The sequence below is a fragment of the Lysinibacillus sp. DFXJR4 genome, from assembly GCF_057196045.1.
This window is the reverse complement of record NZ_JBXUNW010000002.1, coordinates 1-21,051: the sequence shown is the minus strand read 5'-3', so window position 1 is coordinate 21,051 and position 21,051 is coordinate 1. Positions and strand designations below refer to the sequence as shown.

Genomic DNA, 21,051 nt, shown 5'->3' with positions numbered 1-21,051 from the left:
CAAGCTGCAAACAATGGCAATATGCAGCTTGATTTATTAGACATATCCAAACTTTAATGCTCGTGCCCAATCAGGTCTATTTAGTTTTTCACTTTGCTTTATCGCATCTGATACATCATAAGCAATATTTATTTGCGCGAAACTCCAATCGCTATCATGTTTTTCCACAATCGTATAATTAGCAAAGGGTGTCCTCGATTCCATTTTATAATAGAAGGGCTCATCTTCCTCATAGGCAGGCAAGCCGACACTTCCAGGATTAACAATAACCTTGCCATTTGGTAAATAAACAATGGCCGGTAGATGAGAATGACCACAAAATATGATATTTTGTGGAATTTTCTTGACTAAATTCATTATGTCTTGTGGCTGCTTTAAAATTGCACCGTTTATCGTTATATCATGTAACAAATACTGCTCATCACTTTCCGGAGAGGCATGACAGAAATAAAAATCTTCTGTCTGAATGGAGAACGGCAGATTGTTTAACCAATCTTTATGCTCATTGTCTAGCATATTTATTACATATTGCGCAGTTGGATTGTCTGATGATGCTTGTAACAACATACGATCACAATTTCCACTAACACTTTTTATGTCCATTCCCTTTAATACATCAAACGTTTCTAACGGGAAAAGCGGTCCATACAGAATATCACCCAAATTATAGATACTATCAATATTTCGTTGCTGTATATCATCTAATACCGCCTTTAATGCTTCTTTATTGCCATGAATATCTGATAATACTGCTATTTTCATAACTTCCCCACCTTAATGTGTTGGATTGGTCGTCTTATGACACACTCTTACTTATACCATAGCAAAATCTTAGCACTAGGAACTACTCTATACAAATTAAACAACAAAAAGGACTAGGTTCAAATGATTGAAATACCTAGTCCCCTCTGCTTGTAGAAATAAGACATTGACAAGATTACATGAATAGCATACTACATCGTTCTAAACAAAAACTGAACAAACTTAAACTGTTCTAGTAATCTTGATTTTAAACATTTATCTTCATTTTTCTACTTATACTTTCCATCCCTAAATGTTTATAGAATTCAATTGCATTGGTATTGAAGTCCCAAACATTTAATTCGATAGATAAGGCTCCTCTTGCCTTAGCCCATTCTTTACAACTTTCAAATAACAATTTTCCAATACCATGCTTTTGAATTTCTTTTTTTACACCAAAATCATGTATATAAGCATATTTTCGCTGAACCAAAGATGGAAATGAGGGAGAAGATTCAATGCTGATTACAGCAAAACCTATAACAGATTCACTATTCTTTGCAATAAAAATATTACTGTCGTTATCTTTAAGTAGTTCTTTAAAATAAGATTTAGGCATAACCGATTCGACACTTTTGAAAACAGTAGATTCTTCAATTACATGTTCTTCATGTCCTTCTTTTACAAGTGTATTCAAAGCAAAATAATCCTCATTTGTTGCTGAATAAATATTAATTTTCAACTTATACCCCCAAAATATCCCTTTTATGAATATTATAGCAGGAATGATCGTGAATAAAAGTGTAATAACCATAACAGTGAAAAAATCCAAATAATATAAAATATAACATGATGCTTATTTAGAGATAAACTATTAGCGACTGCGTTGTTTGCTTTATAGAATTTTAGACTGAAATTAAAAATGAATCGTTTCTAAGATGTACATTGTTAACATTAACATCTAATTATATATATGCAGGGCTGTCCTAAAAATTATCATATAATCTTTTGGGATAGTCCCTACTGAATATTGAAAGTTAATTTATAAGTTTTTGGTTATATTCAACCCACTTTTCCATCTCTCTCTCCACTGCACGGTTTTGCCATTCAAACCAAATGATTGAACATTCACTACAGTGGCTGTCTACGCCTTTTTTTCCATTCATATCTTTACATGTAAAGATAGTCTTTTTACGACAGCTGTAACAGTAAATTTCTACATCTTTATAAAATTCCATAGCTATCAACTCCTACAATTTACACCTATTCCTTTCCGTTTTTCATATAAATTATTCTTAATGACAAATTCGATTTTCGGTTACAACCTCTTATTATTCCAGAAATCAGCATTAGCTCTAGAAAACACATTGAAGTGCAGGCGCGGTCACATTAAAAGAAACCCTGAATATACAGCCCTGTAAACCTATTATTTTTCTTGCTTCAGAAATAGAATCCCTTTTGTCGAAAGGTAGGAATTATCAGATCAAAAAAGCTAGGGAAATGAATAAGCCGAGGTTGTGTGATGTACACAACCTCGGCAATTTACAACCTGCTCAAAAACATTCTCATCTTTTTTGATTTAATTCAAATTAGTGATGAGACTTCCAAACTATTTTCCAACTATTCGCCAAATGAAGTAGGAATGAAGTCGAATGTCGATTTAGTTTTATGCCCAAGACATGGAAAAACATCCTATTCACAAGTCAATCAACCATGAAAAAATAGCCCCCTTATCAAATAAATAAGAGAGCTATATATAATTTGTAATCTATCACTTATCTCCAACTGACTTTAATACATTCACTGGAAGCCAAATATTTAGAGCGTCATTTCCTTCTAAGTCATCGGTTACATATATATAACCATTAATTTCAAGACCTTTTACAAAAACAATGCTTCCCTTTTCCATAATTTTTTCAGTTTTGGATTCTTTTAATGGAACACCTTTACCTTCTGCATTTTTTGTTATCTCGTAACGTGTTCCATATTTTCTTTCTATTCTCTCAGTTATTTTAAAATCTGTACTAAGATACCTATCACAATCTGTACCCTCATCTCCATCACTAAAACAATGGTCAACGTGACCATTATCTAGGAAAGTGAGTTGATATCTAAGAAAATAATATCCATACGAACCCATACCATTATCACGATTAATATTAATGTAAATTGGATCGTTATAGAAAGATGAACGAATTTTTATTGGTACTTCTTTAAAAACTACCAAATCAGTTGCTTGTACCCGATATTGCCCCATTTGATAGAATGTTTTGCCATCATATTTCTCAATTTCATACGTTTTAAAAAAATTATTTCGCTTAACCATTAAAGAATCAAACGTACCATCTGAATTTTTCTTGTATACCTTGATGTCTTTTTTAAAGGTCATTTTTCCTGTTTGCCCTTTTACAACCTCTGCTCCATCATACATCACTTTCGCTTCTGATTTTGTTGGATTTACTGCCGCAAATACACATGCTGCTAGTAACACAATAAATATTTTTTTCATTATTCTCTCCCTACACAGTTTTATTTTAAAAAACATAATCTTTCAGTATTATATACTAGTAATCTAATATTCTACCAACGAATGTTAAAAATCCAACAAAAGTAGAGTGTTTTTCCATAATGTAATTTCACCCATTCTACCTAATCCTCTAAATTACATAGTCTATTACTAATTAATTATGGAATGCAATCACGTTCTTTTAACCAGCTATAAAACAGTACTAGATATTTTTTGATTTTACCTCCACATAAATGATGAATTCAACTTTCTATTGGTACGCCCTACAGCCAATCACTTTAAATCCTATAAACGATACTGGTATCTGGGTAAATAGATATCCAAGAAATGTTAATAAATTATCACTTCAACACATTTTTGTACATTTTTTAGTAAAAGGATATTGTATGGCATTGTCCCGGAAACAGTCTATTTAATTGAATACGTGATGAACTGAGTCTTTTCAGATTCGTTTTTTTATTGTTGAACTATTACCTTTAATTTTTAAAAAGTAAAGTTAACTAGACAAAAAGACAAATGAACTTTACAATTAGAAGAAAGAAGAGGTGATTACATTGCTGGTTAATCGTGTGAAGGAATTTAGAGCAAAATATAATTTAACACAAGGAAAGCTCGCTGAAAAAGTCGGGGTAACCAGACAAACTATTGTATCATTGGAAAAAGATAGTTATATTCCTTCACTCCTTTTGGCAATGAATATTGCGGAAGTTTTCAATGAACCAATAGAAGAGATTTTTACCAAAAAGGAGGAAGAATAATGAATATGTCGTTGACTGTTATTCTAAGGACTTTGTTATATGCTTCGTTAGCTTTTATGGTTTATGATTTTGTTAAAATTCAACAACAATTTGAATTAATGAAGAGAGGTTATTTAGACGGATTTTCTGTGTATATAAGTAAATTACCAGGGCAACTATTTATAGTCATCACAATCATCTTATTACTTTTGAATGTTATCCAACTAGTCGTTGTGAAAAAGAATAAACAGGCGAAAATTAAAGATTATATCCTTCCCGAATATGATGTTTCAGATGAACGTTCTATCGAAGTTACAGGAAAAGCAGTAAGAATTTCTTTCGTTTTTATATTATTTTATTCCTTTTTTATTCTTGGTTCATATATGTTTATTACGAATTATTTTCTAGATTATGTTTGGTATCCTATGTTTTCAACGGCTTCTATACCTATAGTTGGTCTAATCATCTATCTCGTATCTTTTAGATATATATTCTCGTTAAAAATAGTGTAATTCTTAGAACCCGTTTTGATCACTCTTTTTTCAAAAGGGTTCTTTTTCAGAATCGCATAAAATATGAGTGCTTGAATCATGATTACAATAAGGATCTTGGAAATATAATAACGATCATACTTACCAAACAAGTCAATATCAGTAAACATTTTCTATAAGAGAGATTTGTGGGAATAAAATAAATTGAGTACCTAGGCTTTTTGGGTTATGTTGTTTTTCCATGCTCATGTTTCAAATTCTTTATTCTCCTTTTTTTATTTATTGCCTTCTCCTTGTAAATCCCATCTTTCCTCATAATAAAAACAGGAGCATTATACCCCTTTTTTGTATGCTTTTGTTTCTTTATAGAATATCTTACCTGACGTGAGTTAATTAGCCTACTACAATCACAAGCAATAAAAAATAGTTCAGTCACCTATCGTGAAAGGTTGGCTGCATAAAAGAAAAACCAGAATGTAGAAATCCATTCTGGTTAAAGTCTAACTTTTGAGGTTCACCACTTAGATGAATGTCTAAAAAAGTTAAATCTAATTACTTGTTCGAATTTTTCATCATTAAAATAGCCTTACAAAACTTGTTGTAAGGCTTTACTTTTATATTTTTGTTCCATCGGTAAAAATTATGGATTTAATTTTGTATTTAAATGTCATATTCTCAAATGGCAAATTATAAAAACGCATATCTGCATCTTTGAATTGATTTAAATCAACAGCAGTATTGAAGTTTGTAGAACCATTTGCAGGAATAACATCCCACTCATATTTAAAATCTAATGTGTATACTAATTCACCAAACATATCATAAAAATAAGTTTCTGCTAAAAATCCTTTAATGTCTTTATCTGTTTGGTTAATATATTTTAAAATAAAATTTAATTCATAACCATATACATTATTATCAATACTTGGGTCTCTAGGTATAACATCTTCTAAAACCAATGTCAAAGATGAATTTAAATGATTGTCTTCAGTAATCTTTTCATTATTGGAAGTTTTCTCAACACTTTCAACTAAATCATCTTGATTTGATATATCTACTTTTTCTTTTTCCTCTTGATCTAAAGTTTCTACTTTTTCATTCTCACCTGATTTATCAACACTTTCTATTTTTTGATTACATGCTGATAAAATTAAAATATAAAATAAACTTAGTAATATTAATAACCTTATTTTACTCTTTTCCATAATAATGCCTCCAAATATGTATTAATCTATATGGTAACATAATTAGGAAATTCTGCTCAATACAAAATAATCATTTTCAGGGTCATATAGTACAAGTCAAATTTAAAAATGTCATAGAAATAAAGCCAAATAACTATAAGAAAAAGAAAATATCACACCTAGATTTCGTTTTTACCCAGTTTGAAAAAATCTTTTCACATTAATCAAGTATTTCTCTCTTTTACCAACAACAATTTATATTTCCTTTAGTTTTAGGCCTTAAACATAAAAAGGTAGAGAATCTCTTGATACATTTTTGGAAGGTTTCGTATGTAATGATAGACCTCTACCTTTGATGTCACTTCTAATTCGGGGGTTACTTAGTTTGCTCAAAAAAATTCATATGTAGGAACCCCCATATTTACAATACTTCGTTCTCAGATAGTCTTTACATTTTTTTCCTGACTGTATATAACCATGCTTTAATCGTCCACTTATCTTAATGTTGGTCAAAGTGAATGATGTATTTAAGAAAGATTTCTTTAACAATATTTTCTACAAGGTACGGATCTTTTACATGTTCCCAAGCTATTTTATACTGTATGTCGTTATTAGATTTGTAAGTTGATTTTTATTTGTACTTTTTCTAATAATGTGACCATCGTTAATTAATTTAGATAGGAAATGTAAACACGCTTTCATTCGACTTTGATTTCATTTCTACGTTTCATATACCATTGGTAAAGCGAGGCAGCTAGTTCTAATGGTACATCGTCAACTCCAGCATGATGTACCGGTTTAGCTCGATTAATTGTTCCGATAGATGCCAGACCAACCATTTGTTGAACAATGTTCCGAGTTACTTTCACTTCAATGATTTTATCTCGTTTTGATACGAATAATGAAGTGGTCAGACTTCCTGTTTTGAATTGAATAAATTGATCGTTCAAAATGTAGCGAGTATTACAGAAATCTAGCAATCTTGATACTGCAATAAGAATGAACAGGACAGCAGATAAGATCCACCAAGCTTGCTCCACTTTTAGAATACTTGGTTTGAAATAAAATAGGACTGTCGTTGCAATGATCCAGATCCAACTTGGCTTAACTAAGCGCACCCAAAGGGATTTTCTAGGGAGACGAGTCATCTTTGTTGTTACTTCATAAGATGGTAATATTTCTGAAACCATTTTATATGCCCGTTTAACAGGTAGAAATGGATAGAGTGAATTGATTTCAAGCGTATCTTCGCCAGAACTCAAACTGCCTGCACTGGTCAACTTCACTTCGGCAAGTCCAAGCAATCGTTTCATGAGGGACTGCTTAATTTCAATTGCCTGCACTTTTTCTTTGGATATTGAAAAAGTAGTTTCTTCGATTACACCTTTCGTAATGTAAATACGATCATGGTCTGAGGAGATTTGATATTTCCCATATTTTAAAAATGTCCGAATGATACCGAAAGTAGCAGAAATAATAACGAGTACAATGATAATGATCGTCATCATCCATCCAGAGCTCATTATACTCATAAAAATTCCTTCGACTTCTTCTTCCACATGAAATATTTCATTGATTTTAAAATAAAAAGAACCAATTAAAGGAAAAAGAATAAAAAAGCTTAGTGATGTAAAGGAGGCTTTTAAAATGTCACTTTTCGTCGGCTTAAAATGAATAGTTCGATTCGAATTCGCATTTTCTGTATCCATTTTAGAAGATAATTCAATATTGTCATTGTTAGAATTAATGGTGGTTAATTCATGGCGGCTAGCACTTGTTATATGTGCTTCTATTCGATCTGCTTCTATTTGAGAAATCACTTCAAATTTTACAGCAGCTTCCTCACCCCTCATTCCCGTTTCAAAATTAGTCGAAGTCACTTTAAAAATCCGGTGGAGTAAAGATGTATGTCTATTCACGTTTTGAATTTTAGAAAAAGGAATAGTTCGCTCAGATTTACTGAAAAATCCTTTGTAAAGGTGAAAAGATCTATCATCGAGTTCGTATTTATGGGTGAACCACTTCAATATAATTGATACAAGTGTAATTCCAAAAGCTAGGAAAAAAATAATCCTACCGTATATTACGGAGTTAGATTCCGAATCAGCTTTTATCACGAATAAATAAATTACAAAAAAAATGGAGTTTTTGACTAATTTCCATAAATTAAAAAGAATGAGAAGTGGATGGTATCTTTTTGTCTTCGTCATGATTCTACTTCCTTAATTTTTGCATAATGAGCAATCTGATTCCTTAACTTAATTGCTACGTCTTTAGGTAGGGCAGGAATTGTGTGTGATGACCCCATTGTTTCAATTGAAATTGAGCAAAGTCCATATTTTCTAAGTAACGGTCCTTGTTTAGTTGCAACCGATTGAATTTTTGTCATTGGGACAAGTTGATGCTCTTCATATAATACGCCTGATTTTAATTGTAAAAACTCCTCATCTACATCATAACGCCAGTTTTTATAAAGTAAAAACGGGTTGATAAATGACCAAACTGCTCCTAGCACAGCGATCACTGTTATACCAATCAAAATCCAACCGATCCATTCTTTCCATGAAAAACGGTAATCTAAGTAAAGTAAAATCCCAATAATCATGAATCCGATTAGATTCATGATCATTTCACTTATTAACCATACTTTGACCGCATCCTTGGATAATCTTTTTTGAGGTGCATTCGTTTGAGAATACATAAAATCACCGCCTATATTTTTAAACTACTATTAAGATTATTCATCCAGAATATATATTCAAATAATGGATCTTTCTACACGAAGGACATCTAGCTTATCAAACTGATATAATGTCACCAGCTTAGATTTCTGAATATTGGAAATCGTTTTCATCCCTTCAACGATTTTTTCAATCTACCATTATTATAAGCGTTCTTTCTTATCTCTTCTGAAACTCTCCCTTAATTTTTCCTTAATTCCTATATTTTTAGTTAGTGATTATTTAAATATCAAATTGAATAGGAGCATCTTCATGAAAGATGCTCAATTGTCGATGATTAAACTAATAATACCTGGTTTAGTTGAATAGCAACACCCCTTTAAAAAATAACTTGATTTTTTGACTAATATATAAGAAAAAAAGTTAAGTCACTCATTTTTTAAATGAATGACTTTGTAAGCTTTATTTACGTATGTGTCTTTTTAGTTAAAATGTGCAATAAGCCTAACAAATAATAAATTACACTTGTCACAATGACACTATAAAATAACACAGTGATAGAAGTTGGACCCCACACTTTCATAAACGTCCAGTTATATCCCAAAAATTTTGGGAACATATTTGTAAGTGTCAAAATTGTTGCTACAATCAAAGAATGTATGAAAAACAACAAAATCCTTTTTATATTTAATGATGCTTTAATGCTTTGTTTTCTAACTATCTTCCTCAAGGTTTTTAGCAATAAAATGCTAAAAAATATCCCAAAGCCGATGACAGTAACGCACAGAAACGTTACTATTTTATCCATTTTTCCGGGACCCCCAGACTGAATATTGTTAGCATTTTTCCCTTCCCATAAATCCATCACACCTTGACCTATAGCTGTTGTATAGGTCGTATTCATATTGGCTAATACAGCTACTCCTAATTGTTCATTAGGCTGCATGATGAAATATGAAGTGAACGTTGGGTTTTCTCCAGCATGGAATATATATTGATTTCGGTCCTTTTCCATGACTCCCCATCCACTAGCATAGTATGTATCGGTATCGAAAGGCTCTACGGATTGATCAGTAATATGTGATTCTTGAATAATTTTTTTATCAATAGAATCAATTTGATTACTTCCTAACTGCAAGTTTAACCATTTTGCGATATCATTTGTATTGCTTATTACATATCCAGCAGGTACATTTCCACGATAGATAGGTGGTGTGTAACGTTGCTCTCTCATCAATCCTAATTTATAGCCTGATGCCATGTCAGCAGATTTAACTTGATGAAGACCAACAAATGTATCTTTCATATCAGTTGGCTCTAATATATGCTGTTTTATAAACTTTTCAAATGGCTGTTTTGATACTTTTTCAATAACGAGTCCCAAAACATCGTAATTAAGCGTTGCGTACTCATATGAGCTACCAGGTATACGATTCAAAGGCTTTTTAAGTAATTTTTTTACAGTCAACTCAAGAGCATTACTTTCGTTACTTTCAGGGATATCAGCTATAGTGTAAGTTGATATGCCACTAGTATGATAGAGTAACTGATTTATTGTGATAGACTGTGGCTCCTCATTATATTTTAGTTTCAGCCATGGAATGTACTTTCTAACATCATCAGAACGTTTTAACAACCCTTCCTTTTCCAATTGTAAAATAGCTAATCCTGTAAATGCTTTCGAGGTAGACCCTAGTTCAAATAAAGTGTTAGAAGTAACTGGTGTTTTTGATATAACATCAGCATATCCAAAGCCTCTTTGATAGACCGTTTTCCCCTTCTCTACAATTACTAACGATAACCCTGGAATTTTACTGATTGCTCTTTGCTCTTCTATAAAACTTTCTATCTTTTTAATTTTTTCATCTGATTCTGCCTTTACAATTGTCGGCGTAAAACTATAAAACGCTACAATCATAGCAATTATAACCACTAACATTTTTGATGATTTCATTTTCATGTCTCCTTTTGATCTAGATTTTCAAAAAGCATAGGTGGGTAGAAAGAATCAATTCCCTTACAATATCATTTACTATAACAAGTAATTAGTACTCAAACCATCGTTTAACATGACTAAAAACAACACAACATGACAATTTTGTAACATATAGTGCTAAACACAAAAGACCAGTACTCAATATTGAAGTGAGTCCTAGTTTCAATTGTTTATATGGCTTAAAAGTAATTCTTCCACTTGTGGTTTTTAAAGAAGTTAATGAACAAGCTAAGCAGTTCAATTCAGAACATGGAACAGATAACTATTATTGGTTGTCTGCTTTTTCATATGTACTTTTACATTTTGATTTCCTAAAATGGAAATATAGAGGAGGGATTTTAAAAATGAAGAAAAAATTAATTTTTAGTACAGCATTCGTATTAAGTATAGGATTGGCAGGCTGCGGAGGAGAAAAAGCAAAAGAAGAACCTCAAAAAGAGAATGATCCTAAAACTGAAGAACAACAAAAGGTTCTAGCTAAAACAGTAGATGATGTAATTAAATATTTTAAAGAAGATGGTCTAGAACTAGGAGAAGTTTCAGATTTACCAAATGATGAATTTGGAAACATACGAAAAGAAGGTAAACGAATTTTAATTCCTTCTCTTGGCGTTGATTCAGGCGGTCGATTATTCTTATTTGATAGTGAAGAAAACTTACAAAAAGCTAAAAGTTACTATGATGAATTAGGTAATTCAGGACCCATGTTTTATTCACACACACATCAGAGTGGCTTATTCTTAATTCAAATGAATGGCGATATGGAAGATAATGAATTCGCTAAGTACGCAGCTTCACTTGAAACAGCTGTAACAGGTTCTACTACCATTAAAATCAAAGAACAAAGCAAAGCAAATAAAGCAGATAATTTAACTGTAGCTAATGTTGGTGATGTAGTAAAAGACGACTTTGCTGGTACATATACAATCACTGATTTATATGAAGCACCAACTGATAAGTATAAAAGTGCTGATGTTGAGTTTTCTATTGATGGAATTAAAACAGCTAAATTAAAGGCGGAAAATCCTGATTTGATTGAAACCGCGGCTGAAACAAATGTCCTTATTTTATCAATCACAGGTGAGAACTTATCTGATGATACTGTAAGCTTTCATCCTGACACAGCTAAAATGACTACTGATACTAAGCGTCAAATTGAAGCAAATGTCATGATTTCTCCTTATGAATCTGAATTTATTGGAAAGGTCATTCAAAAAGGTGAGGTTATTTTTGATTTAGGAGAAGAAGGTTTAGATGGTGTGAAAGAATTGAAATTTATATTTGAACCAACATCAAAAAATGCTAGAAAAATCGGGGAAGAAATTACTGTTGTTGTACCAGTAAATAAAAAATAGTCACTCAGCGGCTTTTTTTAGGAGGTTATATATGAGGTTTGTAAAAGGGCTCATAGGTCTAATATTAATTATGGTTGGTCCTATGTTGCTAGTCATAACGATTGACGATTCTTTATTAATCAAAAATATACTTTTAAAAGTTTTAGGAACGTTTTCTATTTTTATTGGTGCAGATATATTACATAGACAATTCCATCCAAACAAGTACAAAAAAAAGACCAGCCCGGCTAAATAAGCTTTGCTGGTCCTGTTTTCCCTATTTAATCGATCAGTGGTCATTGTACCATTCAACAAATCCTTCAAGTTCGATTCTTGAATAATGCCATCTTTAACCGCCTGTGCAATAAAGTTTTCCATTAAATCTATCACTTATCTTCAACTAACTTTAATAGATTGGCTTTAAAATACCTACTGGAAGCCAAATACATTGTTCGTCATTTGCTTCCAAGTCATCCTTTACACATAGATAAGCATTAATTGAATCACTCACTGAATAAACAATGCTTCCTTTTTCTATGACTTTTTCAGTTTTAGAATCTATTAATGGATAGGATTTCGCTTTGGTATCTTCTGTTACCTCATAACGTACACCTGTTTTTCTATATTTTGTATCAGCTACTTTCATATCTGAACCAGGATAATACTTTTCACACTTTAACCCTTCCTCATTGCTCTTACAATATTTCAACATTTGATTACCATTCATATCGGTTATTGAGGAATCCTGCCATTCAGTGAACATTTTCCCGTATCCTCCGCTATCCCGATTAATATTAATATAAGTTGGATTTGGATAGAAGGATGAACGGATTTTCATCGGAACTTCTTTAAAAACTACCAGATTAGTTGCTTGTACCCGATATTGCCCCATTTGATAAAATGTTTTGCCATCATATTTTTCAATATCATACGTTCTAAAGTAATTATTTCGCTTCACCACTAGCGAATCAAATGTACCATCTTCATTTTTCTTGTATACCTTGATGTCTTTTGTAAAGGTCATTTTTCCTGTTTGGTCTTTATATACCTCTGCTCCATCATACCTTACGATAGCCTCTGATTTTGTTGGATTTACTACCACAAATACACATGCTGCTAGTAACACAATAAATAATTTTTTCACTATTCTCCTCCTACACAGTTTTTATTTAAAGAACATAATATCTTGTATTATATACTGGTAATCTAATATTCTACCAACGACTGTTAAAAATCCAACAAAAGTATCCCCTTCATCTACCATTCTACCCAATTCGCAAAATTACATTGTTTGTTACTTATTGATTGTGAGAGGCTATGCCTAAGTTGACAATAAAAATAACGCTAAGCCTCTGCTTGCGTTTGTTGTTCATCCATTAATTTACATAACTTTGTATATTGTTCTTGATAACTCTGCTGCACAGTGTGTCATATTTATATCATCTGGGTCTATTGTTTTTTCCTCTATTTTCGCTGATACTTTTACACCATAGCTTGTATATTCTGTTAGCTACAACAATGAATATTCATGGACATCTTTTACAAGAGACTAATCAACAAAAGGTAGACGGTTCCTCGCTACCTTGCTCGTAGGTACCTAGCAAAATGCTATATACCTCAGCAATGCGTAGACATTGAGGTACATACTCTACGCACCTACCGATTTTAACGAACGCAACTTTGCGTTGGTTAACCAAATCAAATTTGATTTGGTTAAAATTAACGAACTCAATTTCGACTTGGTTAAAAATTTAACAGACACATTTTTGTGTTGGTTAACACGCTATATACAATGTATAGGTGCTCCTAGCAACTGGGAGTACCCGTTGAACTTAATTACAATAATCTGTTATTATTAACCTAATTACGTAAAATATACTGAATTACACAATTACATATAAATTATAAGTGAGGTTTAATAATATGCAGAGAAAAACAAAATCGGCAATCGTTATCATTGTAGTATTAGTCATCATCGGTGGAGCTTTTGCTTACACTCAATTCACAAATCAAATAGAAAAACCTGCTCCCGAAAAAGAAAAAGCAATTGTTGAACATGCTGGAGTAACGCTTGAAGATAAAATTGTTACAAAAGAAGAATTGCTTTATCCTGACAACTTAATAGAACACAAAGTGAACGAAGCCATCCATAACATGTCTCACCAAAAAGTTGAAGCTAAAGTAAAATGGGGCCACACGCAAATAACACAGGCTAAAGTTGACCGATTGTTGGAAGTTTCCAAAGAAAGCAATTATAAATTTAAAGAGCTTTACATTGAAATATTGGAAAGATGGTCAAAAGGTGATTTTTCTCATGCTGTAGAAGATCATAACGCAATTTGGGAGATACAAGGAGGTGATGAGTCAACAAATTCAGGAAAAGCAATTCGTTTATTGACTCTTGCTGAAGAGCAAGCTTACATTGAAAACAATTTAACATATGACTTATATGATAAATAATACTCAGCAATGAGTGGATTTTTTTTTGTACGCCATTTACCTGTCTACTAACATAATACTAATTACATAAAACCACACAATTACTATGAAACAAAAAAATTATCGGTGGAGGTTTTATATATGACTGAGGAAAAACCGCTAACAGACAACGAGCTTTATCACTTCAATATCGCTTTGAACGCAAAAGCCTATGGGATGAAAAACGTGCATAAAAAAACGCTCGCTTTTGAATTGATAAAACGAGGATACAATTTGGACCATACGATGAGAAAGGAAACGTAACGTAAAAGTTTCAAGTATTTGTGTTCACTAAAACTCCTGAATTTATCGCAGACTTAATAGAATAAATTGACCACAAATAAATCACAAGATCAATAACATCACCAAACGTCATTTGCTGTTGATTTAACGTGTTTTAAATGATTGTATATTTATATACACAAATGAATATTCAAATGGAACGTACCAACCGTGGTGCGTTCTTTTTTCATATATATATATGAAGATACCGGATTCTTTGTTCTATTTTTAGCATAACTTTGTTATCAGAAGCAGCACTTTTTTGGCTCTGGTAACAGGCTAAAAAATCTTTAAATGAACCACTTTGAAGCATAGTTAGGAACAATAATAGAATATGAGTCACCAGTAAAAACACATTGACGAAATTTACTGCAATTACTAAACTATAAAAACACTCGTAAGTTACTCGCAACTTCCCCATCATCTAAATCCAAATACTGCATCGTTACCTCCAAATTTGACTTGATTACATATGTGCGACTCTATAAAGTATCACCATCATTATAAAACCAACAATTAGTAGACTATATAAGCTTAACACGATTGTTTTCACTCTTCCTTTTTCACTAAATATTGCTAATAAAACAGAGACACCTACACCAGCTATTAAAAAGTTTGTTCCTACCATACCAGAAACTTTTCCTTCCATAAAAAATTTCATAATAAGAAAAGTCAATATAAAAATAATAATAGATACAAGTCCTAAATTTTTTCTCATTTTCATTATCCCCCATCCAAATACTACTCGCTTAGTAACTATATATACCTTGTTCCACGGGACATACATACAATTGGAGAAAGTTTTTTTATCAGAATTTTACACCCCTCTAATGTAAAACGAAATGTAAAGTAATGGGTTTCATTTTACACTTCGAACTATACGCCTTATTAAGAATTCATTTGGTTACGTTTTTTTATTCCAACCAATTTTCTAACGATGGTTTACCATGCACTATTGATTGTGGAAGGCTATTCCTTTCCTCTAACCAGTTATAGAAGGGTACTGGACGTTCCCTGTACCCTTTGTCCTCTACAGATGATGATTTACTAGACTTTTTACTCAAACGTTCTACAGCCTTACTATAAGCCCATACAAATACCCTACCGAACCTGCAATACCTTTTATTTCAGCTGAATTTAAAGAAACATTCCATTGTGCTGTTTGAGTATGAATATAAGAGAGTGAGAATGAATCATCCCCTTTATAGACTTCATCGATATATCCATTTTCTCTTAAATCATAATATTCTTCTGTATCTGGATCGAATAGGATGTTTTCATTTGACGTGTCTTTCATTTTGGATGTATCAACACTTGCAAATGAAGATAGCACATAAAAAAGATAGAAGAACATAATTTCCATTCTTTTATTCCTTTTAATGGTACACTAATAATTACATTAAAATAAAGATTAAAATAATAAAAAACGGAGGGTTTTATAAAAAATGGAAATTAAGTCTATGTTATTTTTCTTGGTAATCTTTATTACTCAGTTAATGGGACTAATAATATGGGGAGAATTTCTTTGGAACTTTGAATTGTTATCACAAGGAGCTACTGGTGGAACCTTGTATGATAAAATAAATCCTATACTATGGTTTTTATTGGTATTCGAGTTGGTAATATTTATTACAATTATTCTTGTCAAATATGGTTTGAAACAAAAAAAATCATAACTTATTGGCATTTAAAGAGATTGTTAAATGATGTAAAATGAGTATTTAGTAAATTAACAGTTACAGGTATATGTAAATAGTGCTGCAGATGGGTGATATTATATTGAGATTAGAGTACGATACACATCAAATTTCGATTTACCATTAAAACTAACTGTAGCATCTCCAAATTATGGTTTATAATAAATTAATTTTATACACCAATAACAAAGCCCAGGCTCGAAATTTGATTGAGTACCTGAGCATTATTATTTACCGCCCTCTTTTAGTTCATTTAAAAGCTCATTAAACTGTGGTCTATCTGTTATAGTTCCTGTAAACTTCTCCTTATAAATTTTTGTAGCTCCATTTTGCTCAAGCTGTTGAATTTGAGCTTCAAGGTCTTGAATCGCCTGCAGTAACAGCCAATCTTTCTTGTTAGTGCTACATTCATCTGCACCAATATTTGTAAATATGTTACACTGTACCAAACAACTGATTGTTAGGTGGAGAATTTATGAAATTTAAACACTTTTTATGTATTATTTTATCTTTTAGTATATTGAATGGATGTAGCAATCATGATGAGTTAGAAAAAGGAAGAAGCACCTTCACTGAAGGAGCAGTAACTCTTTTTGCTGAATTTGTAAAATTAACAAAAGAGTCGCAAAAAGCATTATTAGAGAGGTTAGATGAAAATAATATAGACTATGTAGTTGATAATCAAGGATCAGTATTTGTAAGAAAAAGGGATATTGACAAAGCCAATTCGTGTTGTAAGCAATAATATATAGATTTTTATACACGTTGTAGCATGTAAGAACAAGACTTGTGTTTATGATTATTCCTCATATATGCAAGTCCTTTTGTTATGCTTCCCCAACCTCTCCTGAGCTTCACGCTTGGCTCTATAGCAACGATTAGACAACCTGTAGCAATGATTACCCTGCTCCGCTATCAACCCTCGCAGGCTCGATAAACGCTTCAAAGTGCTTGTTACTCTTGTAAAGGTCACTCTCATTTGTTTCATCTTCCCCATTCCTCTACCAGTCAAACTCTGCTATGTTAAGTTGAGAATTTGGAAAAAAGTATAAAAAAATGGACTACATATAGATTTTAAATTTCCTTAGCCCTAGCAATCTTATTTGTGGATTACAAAGAAACTGATGATGATTCTGATACTAGTATTACAACCTATGTACCTGCATATGATTACATAGTTTCTATCATGCGATATAGTGTAATGGGTGCGTTTGGAGGAGTGGTTGGGAGGGTAGAAGAACCTCTGAGGATAAACAATAAATTAAACCACACATATGTCTATGGGCTTGTGCGTAAAATTACACACAAGTCCTTTTGTTATGCTTTCTCAATCACTCCAGTAGCTTAACACAAGACTTTGTAGCTCCCATCAAGCAATCTGTGTCAATGAATTTAGTTATGAAAGGTTCGAGGAGTGTCAAGGAAGGATTTATTAAACATAAAAAGAAAAGATGACTTTTATAGTCACCTTTTCACTTGTAAGTAGCAATTTAGTTATTGAATTTTTGTTCGTAACGGTGGAAGAATGCCACTGCGTGCGCTCTTGCTAGAGAATCATTTGGTTTAAACTCTTCATTTGTTTTAGTAGTTGTTAAACCATTATCCCGAAGGAATTTAATAGCTTCTGATTGAGATACAGTCTTACCATAATGCATTGAAACTAAGATACGAGCGAAGTTCCCCCGTGTGATATCCTTACCTGCAAAGGCTTGTTTGGATGCTGTGTTTGCACCTAGCACTGGTAGAGAGTATTTTGTAGCCAGTTGGTAGTTTTTGTCTCCATACCATGAAGTTTTAGCGATCGTTGAAGCTAGTTCTGATGGTTTGAAGTAACGAAATAGGATAGATAACATTTGGTTTTCCGTTAAGTTCGTGTACGGTTTAAGTAAGTTTTCGTACTTACCTGTTGATGGGTTTTTCACGTTTGGGTCTCCACTGATGATACCAATGTTGACAGCCCACTTAAAATCCTCAGCCCAGTATTGGTTTGCATTGTAATCAGCAAACTTTGATACATCAACGTTGCCCGTTGTGGGCGGTGTTACTGGAGGTGTTGGCGTTGGTGTTGAAGCTGAGTAGTTTAAATAACTTGATGCTACATACCCCTTTGTCCCGTCACTTCTTTTCACAGGATACCAAACAAAATGGTTTTTCTTCGTTGATACTTCTTCATATTCAAAAGGGCCCGTAATGGTAACAATTTCGCCTTCACGTAAAGTACTAAAAGGACTATCCATAGAAGGTCTTGTCCTAAATTTTACATTAGCAGTTGTTGCACTAACTTTTTGATTTGTTTCAAAAAAATACTTTGATTTTGTTAATGGTAAATCAAAAGGATAGTTCATCGCTGAAAATTTAATATTTTCCCTGCTGTTAGAGTCATATTGAAAATGTTCGCGTGTAAAAGGCAGCTCTGCTAAGTCTATTAATTCCAATTTCTCAATAATTCGGAGAATTCTTTCTTGATAGGCATTTGCATTTCTTTCACCAGTTGCTTGGACAATTGGACTATTTACTGGTTTAGTACCATTATAAGCCATGATAGCGAAGTACCAATGTTCCAATACATCTCTTTCTCCACCGTTGATGCTAGGTAAATCCTTCCGCGTAAACATTTTATCTAGAGTCTCTACACCAGCTTGAATATTATAGACAATATCGCTTTTTAGTCTATCTTGATTGTAGCCTGCTTGATTTGTAATTTGCATAATGCCAATTCCATTATCAGCTGACACAATCGCTTTACCATTCACATCGAAATGACGCCAATTTCCACTTTCACCTTCCGCTATTGCCTTCACAATTTCAGGAGGAACATCATAATTCAGTGCTGTTTCGGTTAACAAACAGTTCATTGTGGAATAATCAGGGTTTTTTTTCGATGCCGAATCATACCCACATGTATTTTCAATATTATTAGCTAATACATTTTTATCTAAATTTATAGATAGAGAGATGGCACCAATGGCAATAACACTAATCAATGGTTTCAATATCTTTTTCATATCTGATTATTACACTTCCTTTCATATTTTCTAAAGTTAAAAGATTCCATATATATGTTATCATAAACCCAATATTTGAGATAGGGGTAACAGTCAATGTTTCTATCATTTAACAGGATTGAGTGATAAATGATAGCTCTAACATATATTGTTTAATTTTAATTAGGTGAAAAGGTTGTAGATAGTGATTGTTGGACTTTTTTGTGAAATAGGTAAGCTTCCTAAATATGTCGCTCGTTTAACTGTCCTAGTGTGCTAATGCGTATCGTCTTGTACATCGTTAAAATAGCAATTACATCTCTTAGACCAATAAATGTACTTTTATCAATTAATGACATTAAGATAGCAATGTCATTAGGCTTTGCTCCTTTTATAACCTTCTTATCTACCTTCACATTGAATGCCAAAAGTTCAAGCTAAGCCAACCATTAGTGAAACACTTTCCTAAGAAAGATTTCAAAACCTTTAGACGTGTAAGCTTTGTTTGATCCACTATCTGCATACTATCAAGCCATGAATAAATCGTGTCTACTGCGATTTCTTCCAAATAGGTAACCCCTGTACTCTTTGAGAAATTCATCAGAACAGTATTGTAATCTTTGATAGTTCGAGGAGGATAACCACTCACCTCCATTTGATTAACTATAGTTCCTAACGCTTCTGAAAAGGGCTTGTAGCGAGCTGTGACAGTCTTTTCTTCTTTGATAGAAGCGGTAAGCTCTTTCGTTGTCAGTGTGAAGTCTACATCAAATAATCCCGACTTTTTTTAGTCATAAAAAAATCCTCCATTCAATTGAATTGGAAGATAATTTCGGTACAATGTTCACGTAATTTCTTAGGGTAACAAAAAAGAGATTTTGCATCAGTGACCGAAGCCCTAGTTTCTCACAAACCCTTTTGTATCAACAGTTTGTGACTGATTATTAGACGTCCCAGGAGGACATACCACAATACTGATACATCAATGGTTTGCAACTAAAATGTTTACCTTTTGTTTACCTTACTTTTAAGACCACCCATCACGGAGTGGTCTTTTATGGTGTATTTAATTAAAGCATTCCGTTAGTTGAAGAAGAAAAAAAGAGCTGCATATGCAACTCAATAATCTTCAAGAAAAGCACCCCGTTAGCTTAAAAAGGCTTCTCTTTATTTTTTAAATATCTTCGCTTCGACTTAATACAAAACACCTCAGTTTACTATTAAAGATTATTTTTATTACTTATAAAGGAAATTTGTTCAGCTGATATAATAAAATCAATTAAATCCATCGTTTTATTTTGTAGCAAGACGTGAAATTCATAATTGTCATTTACTTTATATATTTCCTCATACAGCCACCATGAATCTTCTAACAAATCATCCTGTTTGATAATATTAAAATTTTCAAATATGACCTCATCTATATTTGTATAACTTCCTTTATTATCAAGGAGTAATTTTAAGGATTTATCATTCTTAATTGATTTTATAATTTTGCAATCATGGAAGCTGAAATCTCCATCAATTTCCATATCCAATAAAGTTGAGTTTTCTTTTATATATCTTTTGTAATCTTCAATTACTGTGGTTACAATTCCGTCATTTTCCTCGCAAAATTGAGTTACAGCATTTATTACATTACGAGTTGCCTTATCTAAAGTAAACACCCTTATATCTGCAATCTGTTTTACTATTGTTTCTGGTAATTGCTTTTTTAAATACATAAGATTATGTATGAAATAATCATGAAATTGTTCTATGCCCTTTTCTTTATTAAAGGGTTCATAGTTATTATTATCATCATCTCTGTTTGCTGTTTCGTTAGATTTTAATATTAAATTAGCTTCTTCTTGTACAGTAAGCCAACTATTTAATTCAATGTGGTAAAGCTGTTGAAAATATTCTTCTGAGAATGTTTC

At 32.3% G+C, this 21,051-nt stretch carries 23 protein-coding genes; 8 read left to right on the top strand and 15 right to left on the bottom strand.

Annotated elements, in window-relative coordinates; genetic code table 11:
- Window positions 1-36: 36 nt before the first annotated feature.
- The 4 genes from AC2CGN_RS08185 to AC2CGN_RS08170 all read right to left on the bottom strand — a co-directional run bounded on the left by AC2CGN_RS08185 (window position 37) and on the right by AC2CGN_RS08170 (window position 3,250).
- The gene (locus tag AC2CGN_RS08185; protein WP_484513258.1) at window positions 37-762 is read right to left on the bottom strand and encodes a metallophosphoesterase family protein; all 726 of its coding nucleotides are present in this window, start codon (window positions 760-762) and stop codon (window positions 37-39) included.
- Window positions 763-1,009: 247 nt separating this feature from the next.
- Window positions 1,010-1,483 (bottom strand): GNAT family N-acetyltransferase, encoded by a 474-nt coding sequence (locus AC2CGN_RS08180; protein ID WP_484513256.1) that lies wholly within the window; start codon window positions 1,481-1,483, stop codon window positions 1,010-1,012.
- A gap of 295 nt (window positions 1,484-1,778) precedes the next feature.
- Entirely contained in the window at window positions 1,779-1,979 is a 201-nt protein-coding gene (locus AC2CGN_RS08175) for a hypothetical protein (protein WP_313373126.1), read from the bottom strand.
- 533 nt (window positions 1,980-2,512) lie between these two features.
- Window positions 2,513-3,250, bottom strand: a complete 738-nt coding sequence (locus AC2CGN_RS08170; protein WP_484513254.1) for a hypothetical protein — start codon at window positions 3,248-3,250, stop codon at window positions 2,513-2,515.
- Window positions 3,251-3,813: 563 nt separating this feature from the next.
- Here AC2CGN_RS08170 and AC2CGN_RS08165 point away from each other — a divergent pair.
- Window positions 3,814-4,026, top strand: coding sequence for a helix-turn-helix transcriptional regulator (locus AC2CGN_RS08165; protein WP_484513252.1), 213 nt, complete (start codon window positions 3,814-3,816; stop codon window positions 4,024-4,026).
- Window positions 4,026-4,517: a hypothetical protein gene (locus tag AC2CGN_RS08160; protein WP_484513250.1), complete on the top strand. Its 492-nt coding sequence runs from the start codon at window positions 4,026-4,028 to the stop codon at window positions 4,515-4,517. The genes AC2CGN_RS08165 and AC2CGN_RS08160 overlap by 1 nt, the downstream gene beginning before the upstream one ends.
- A gap of 593 nt (window positions 4,518-5,110) precedes the next feature.
- Here the strand turns inward: AC2CGN_RS08160 and AC2CGN_RS08155 are convergent.
- The 4 genes from AC2CGN_RS08155 to AC2CGN_RS08140 all read right to left on the bottom strand — a co-directional run bounded on the left by AC2CGN_RS08155 (window position 5,111) and on the right by AC2CGN_RS08140 (window position 10,315).
- Window positions 5,111-5,701, bottom strand: coding sequence for a hypothetical protein (locus AC2CGN_RS08155; protein WP_429985800.1), 591 nt, complete (start codon window positions 5,699-5,701; stop codon window positions 5,111-5,113).
- Window positions 5,702-6,378: 677 nt separating this feature from the next.
- Window positions 6,379-7,890: a PH domain-containing protein gene (locus AC2CGN_RS08150; RefSeq protein ID WP_484513247.1), complete on the bottom strand. Its 1,512-nt coding sequence runs from the start codon at window positions 7,888-7,890 to the stop codon at window positions 6,379-6,381.
- Complete coding sequence (locus AC2CGN_RS08145; RefSeq protein WP_429985802.1) at window positions 7,887-8,381, bottom strand: PH domain-containing protein; 495 nt, start codon at window positions 8,379-8,381, stop codon at window positions 7,887-7,889. Before AC2CGN_RS08145 ends, AC2CGN_RS08150 begins: the two co-directional genes overlap by 4 nt.
- 446 nt (window positions 8,382-8,827) lie before the next feature.
- Entirely contained in the window at window positions 8,828-10,315 is a 1,488-nt protein-coding gene (locus AC2CGN_RS08140; protein WP_484513245.1) for a serine hydrolase domain-containing protein, read from the bottom strand.
- A 386-nt stretch (window positions 10,316-10,701) separates the two neighbouring features.
- Between AC2CGN_RS08140 and AC2CGN_RS08135 the strand changes: the two genes are divergently transcribed.
- Both AC2CGN_RS08135 and AC2CGN_RS08130 read left to right on the top strand, forming a co-directional pair.
- Window positions 10,702-11,712 (top strand): hypothetical protein, encoded by a 1,011-nt coding sequence (locus AC2CGN_RS08135; RefSeq protein WP_484513244.1) that lies wholly within the window; start codon window positions 10,702-10,704, stop codon window positions 11,710-11,712.
- Window positions 11,713-11,743: 31 nt separating this feature from the next.
- Window positions 11,744-11,947 (top strand): hypothetical protein, encoded by a 204-nt coding sequence (locus tag AC2CGN_RS08130; protein WP_429985805.1) that lies wholly within the window; start codon window positions 11,744-11,746, stop codon window positions 11,945-11,947.
- A gap of 150 nt (window positions 11,948-12,097) precedes the next feature.
- Here the strand turns inward: AC2CGN_RS08130 and AC2CGN_RS08125 are convergent, their stop codons facing one another.
- Window positions 12,098-12,835 (bottom strand): hypothetical protein, encoded by a 738-nt coding sequence (locus AC2CGN_RS08125; RefSeq protein WP_484513241.1) that lies wholly within the window; start codon window positions 12,833-12,835, stop codon window positions 12,098-12,100.
- A gap of 779 nt (window positions 12,836-13,614) precedes the next feature.
- Here AC2CGN_RS08125 and AC2CGN_RS08120 point away from each other — a divergent pair.
- Both AC2CGN_RS08120 and AC2CGN_RS08115 read left to right on the top strand, forming a co-directional pair.
- Complete coding sequence (locus AC2CGN_RS08120; RefSeq protein ID WP_484513239.1) at window positions 13,615-14,151, top strand: DUF6241 domain-containing protein; 537 nt, start codon at window positions 13,615-13,617, stop codon at window positions 14,149-14,151.
- 120 nt (window positions 14,152-14,271) lie between these two features.
- The gene (locus tag AC2CGN_RS08115) at window positions 14,272-14,433 is read left to right on the top strand and encodes a hypothetical protein (protein WP_484513237.1); all 162 of its coding nucleotides are present in this window, start codon (window positions 14,272-14,274) and stop codon (window positions 14,431-14,433) included.
- Between the two features lie 484 nt (window positions 14,434-14,917).
- On the opposite strand, the gene AC2CGN_RS08110 is transcribed toward AC2CGN_RS08115, so the two are convergent.
- Together AC2CGN_RS08110 and AC2CGN_RS08105 are read right to left on the bottom strand one after the other, a co-directional pair.
- Window positions 14,918-15,169, bottom strand: coding sequence for a hypothetical protein (locus AC2CGN_RS08110; RefSeq protein WP_313373137.1), 252 nt, complete (start codon window positions 15,167-15,169; stop codon window positions 14,918-14,920).
- Between the two features lie 351 nt (window positions 15,170-15,520).
- A complete protein-coding gene (locus AC2CGN_RS08105) occupies window positions 15,521-15,814 on the bottom strand; it encodes a hypothetical protein (RefSeq protein ID WP_484513235.1) in 294 nt (97 codons plus the stop codon).
- 82 nt (window positions 15,815-15,896) lie between these two features.
- Between AC2CGN_RS08105 and AC2CGN_RS08100 the strand changes: the two genes are divergently transcribed.
- The gene (locus AC2CGN_RS08100) at window positions 15,897-16,127 is read left to right on the top strand and encodes a hypothetical protein (RefSeq protein ID WP_484513233.1); all 231 of its coding nucleotides are present in this window, start codon (window positions 15,897-15,899) and stop codon (window positions 16,125-16,127) included.
- A gap of 248 nt (window positions 16,128-16,375) precedes the next feature.
- Here AC2CGN_RS08100 and AC2CGN_RS08095 read toward each other — a convergent pair whose 3' ends face one another.
- Window positions 16,376-16,597 (bottom strand): recombinase family protein, encoded by a 222-nt coding sequence (locus AC2CGN_RS08095; protein WP_484513231.1) that lies wholly within the window; start codon window positions 16,595-16,597, stop codon window positions 16,376-16,378.
- Between the two features lie 26 nt (window positions 16,598-16,623).
- Between AC2CGN_RS08095 and AC2CGN_RS08090 the strand changes: the two genes are divergently transcribed.
- Window positions 16,624-16,893, top strand: a complete 270-nt coding sequence (locus AC2CGN_RS08090; protein WP_484513229.1) for a hypothetical protein — start codon at window positions 16,624-16,626, stop codon at window positions 16,891-16,893.
- A 745-nt stretch (window positions 16,894-17,638) separates the two neighbouring features.
- Here AC2CGN_RS08090 and AC2CGN_RS08085 read toward each other — a convergent pair.
- The 3 genes from AC2CGN_RS08085 to AC2CGN_RS08075 all read right to left on the bottom strand — a co-directional run.
- Window positions 17,639-19,153: a transglycosylase SLT domain-containing protein gene (locus AC2CGN_RS08085; RefSeq protein WP_484513227.1), complete on the bottom strand. Its 1,515-nt coding sequence runs from the start codon at window positions 19,151-19,153 to the stop codon at window positions 17,639-17,641.
- A gap of 221 nt (window positions 19,154-19,374) precedes the next feature.
- Window positions 19,375-19,548 (bottom strand): hypothetical protein, encoded by a 174-nt coding sequence (locus tag AC2CGN_RS08080; protein ID WP_484513225.1) that lies wholly within the window; start codon window positions 19,546-19,548, stop codon window positions 19,375-19,377.
- Window positions 19,549-20,352: 804 nt separating this feature from the next.
- The coding region (locus tag AC2CGN_RS08075) for a DUF4085 family protein (RefSeq protein ID WP_484513223.1) at window positions 20,353-21,051 on the bottom strand (699 nt) is incomplete at its 5' end.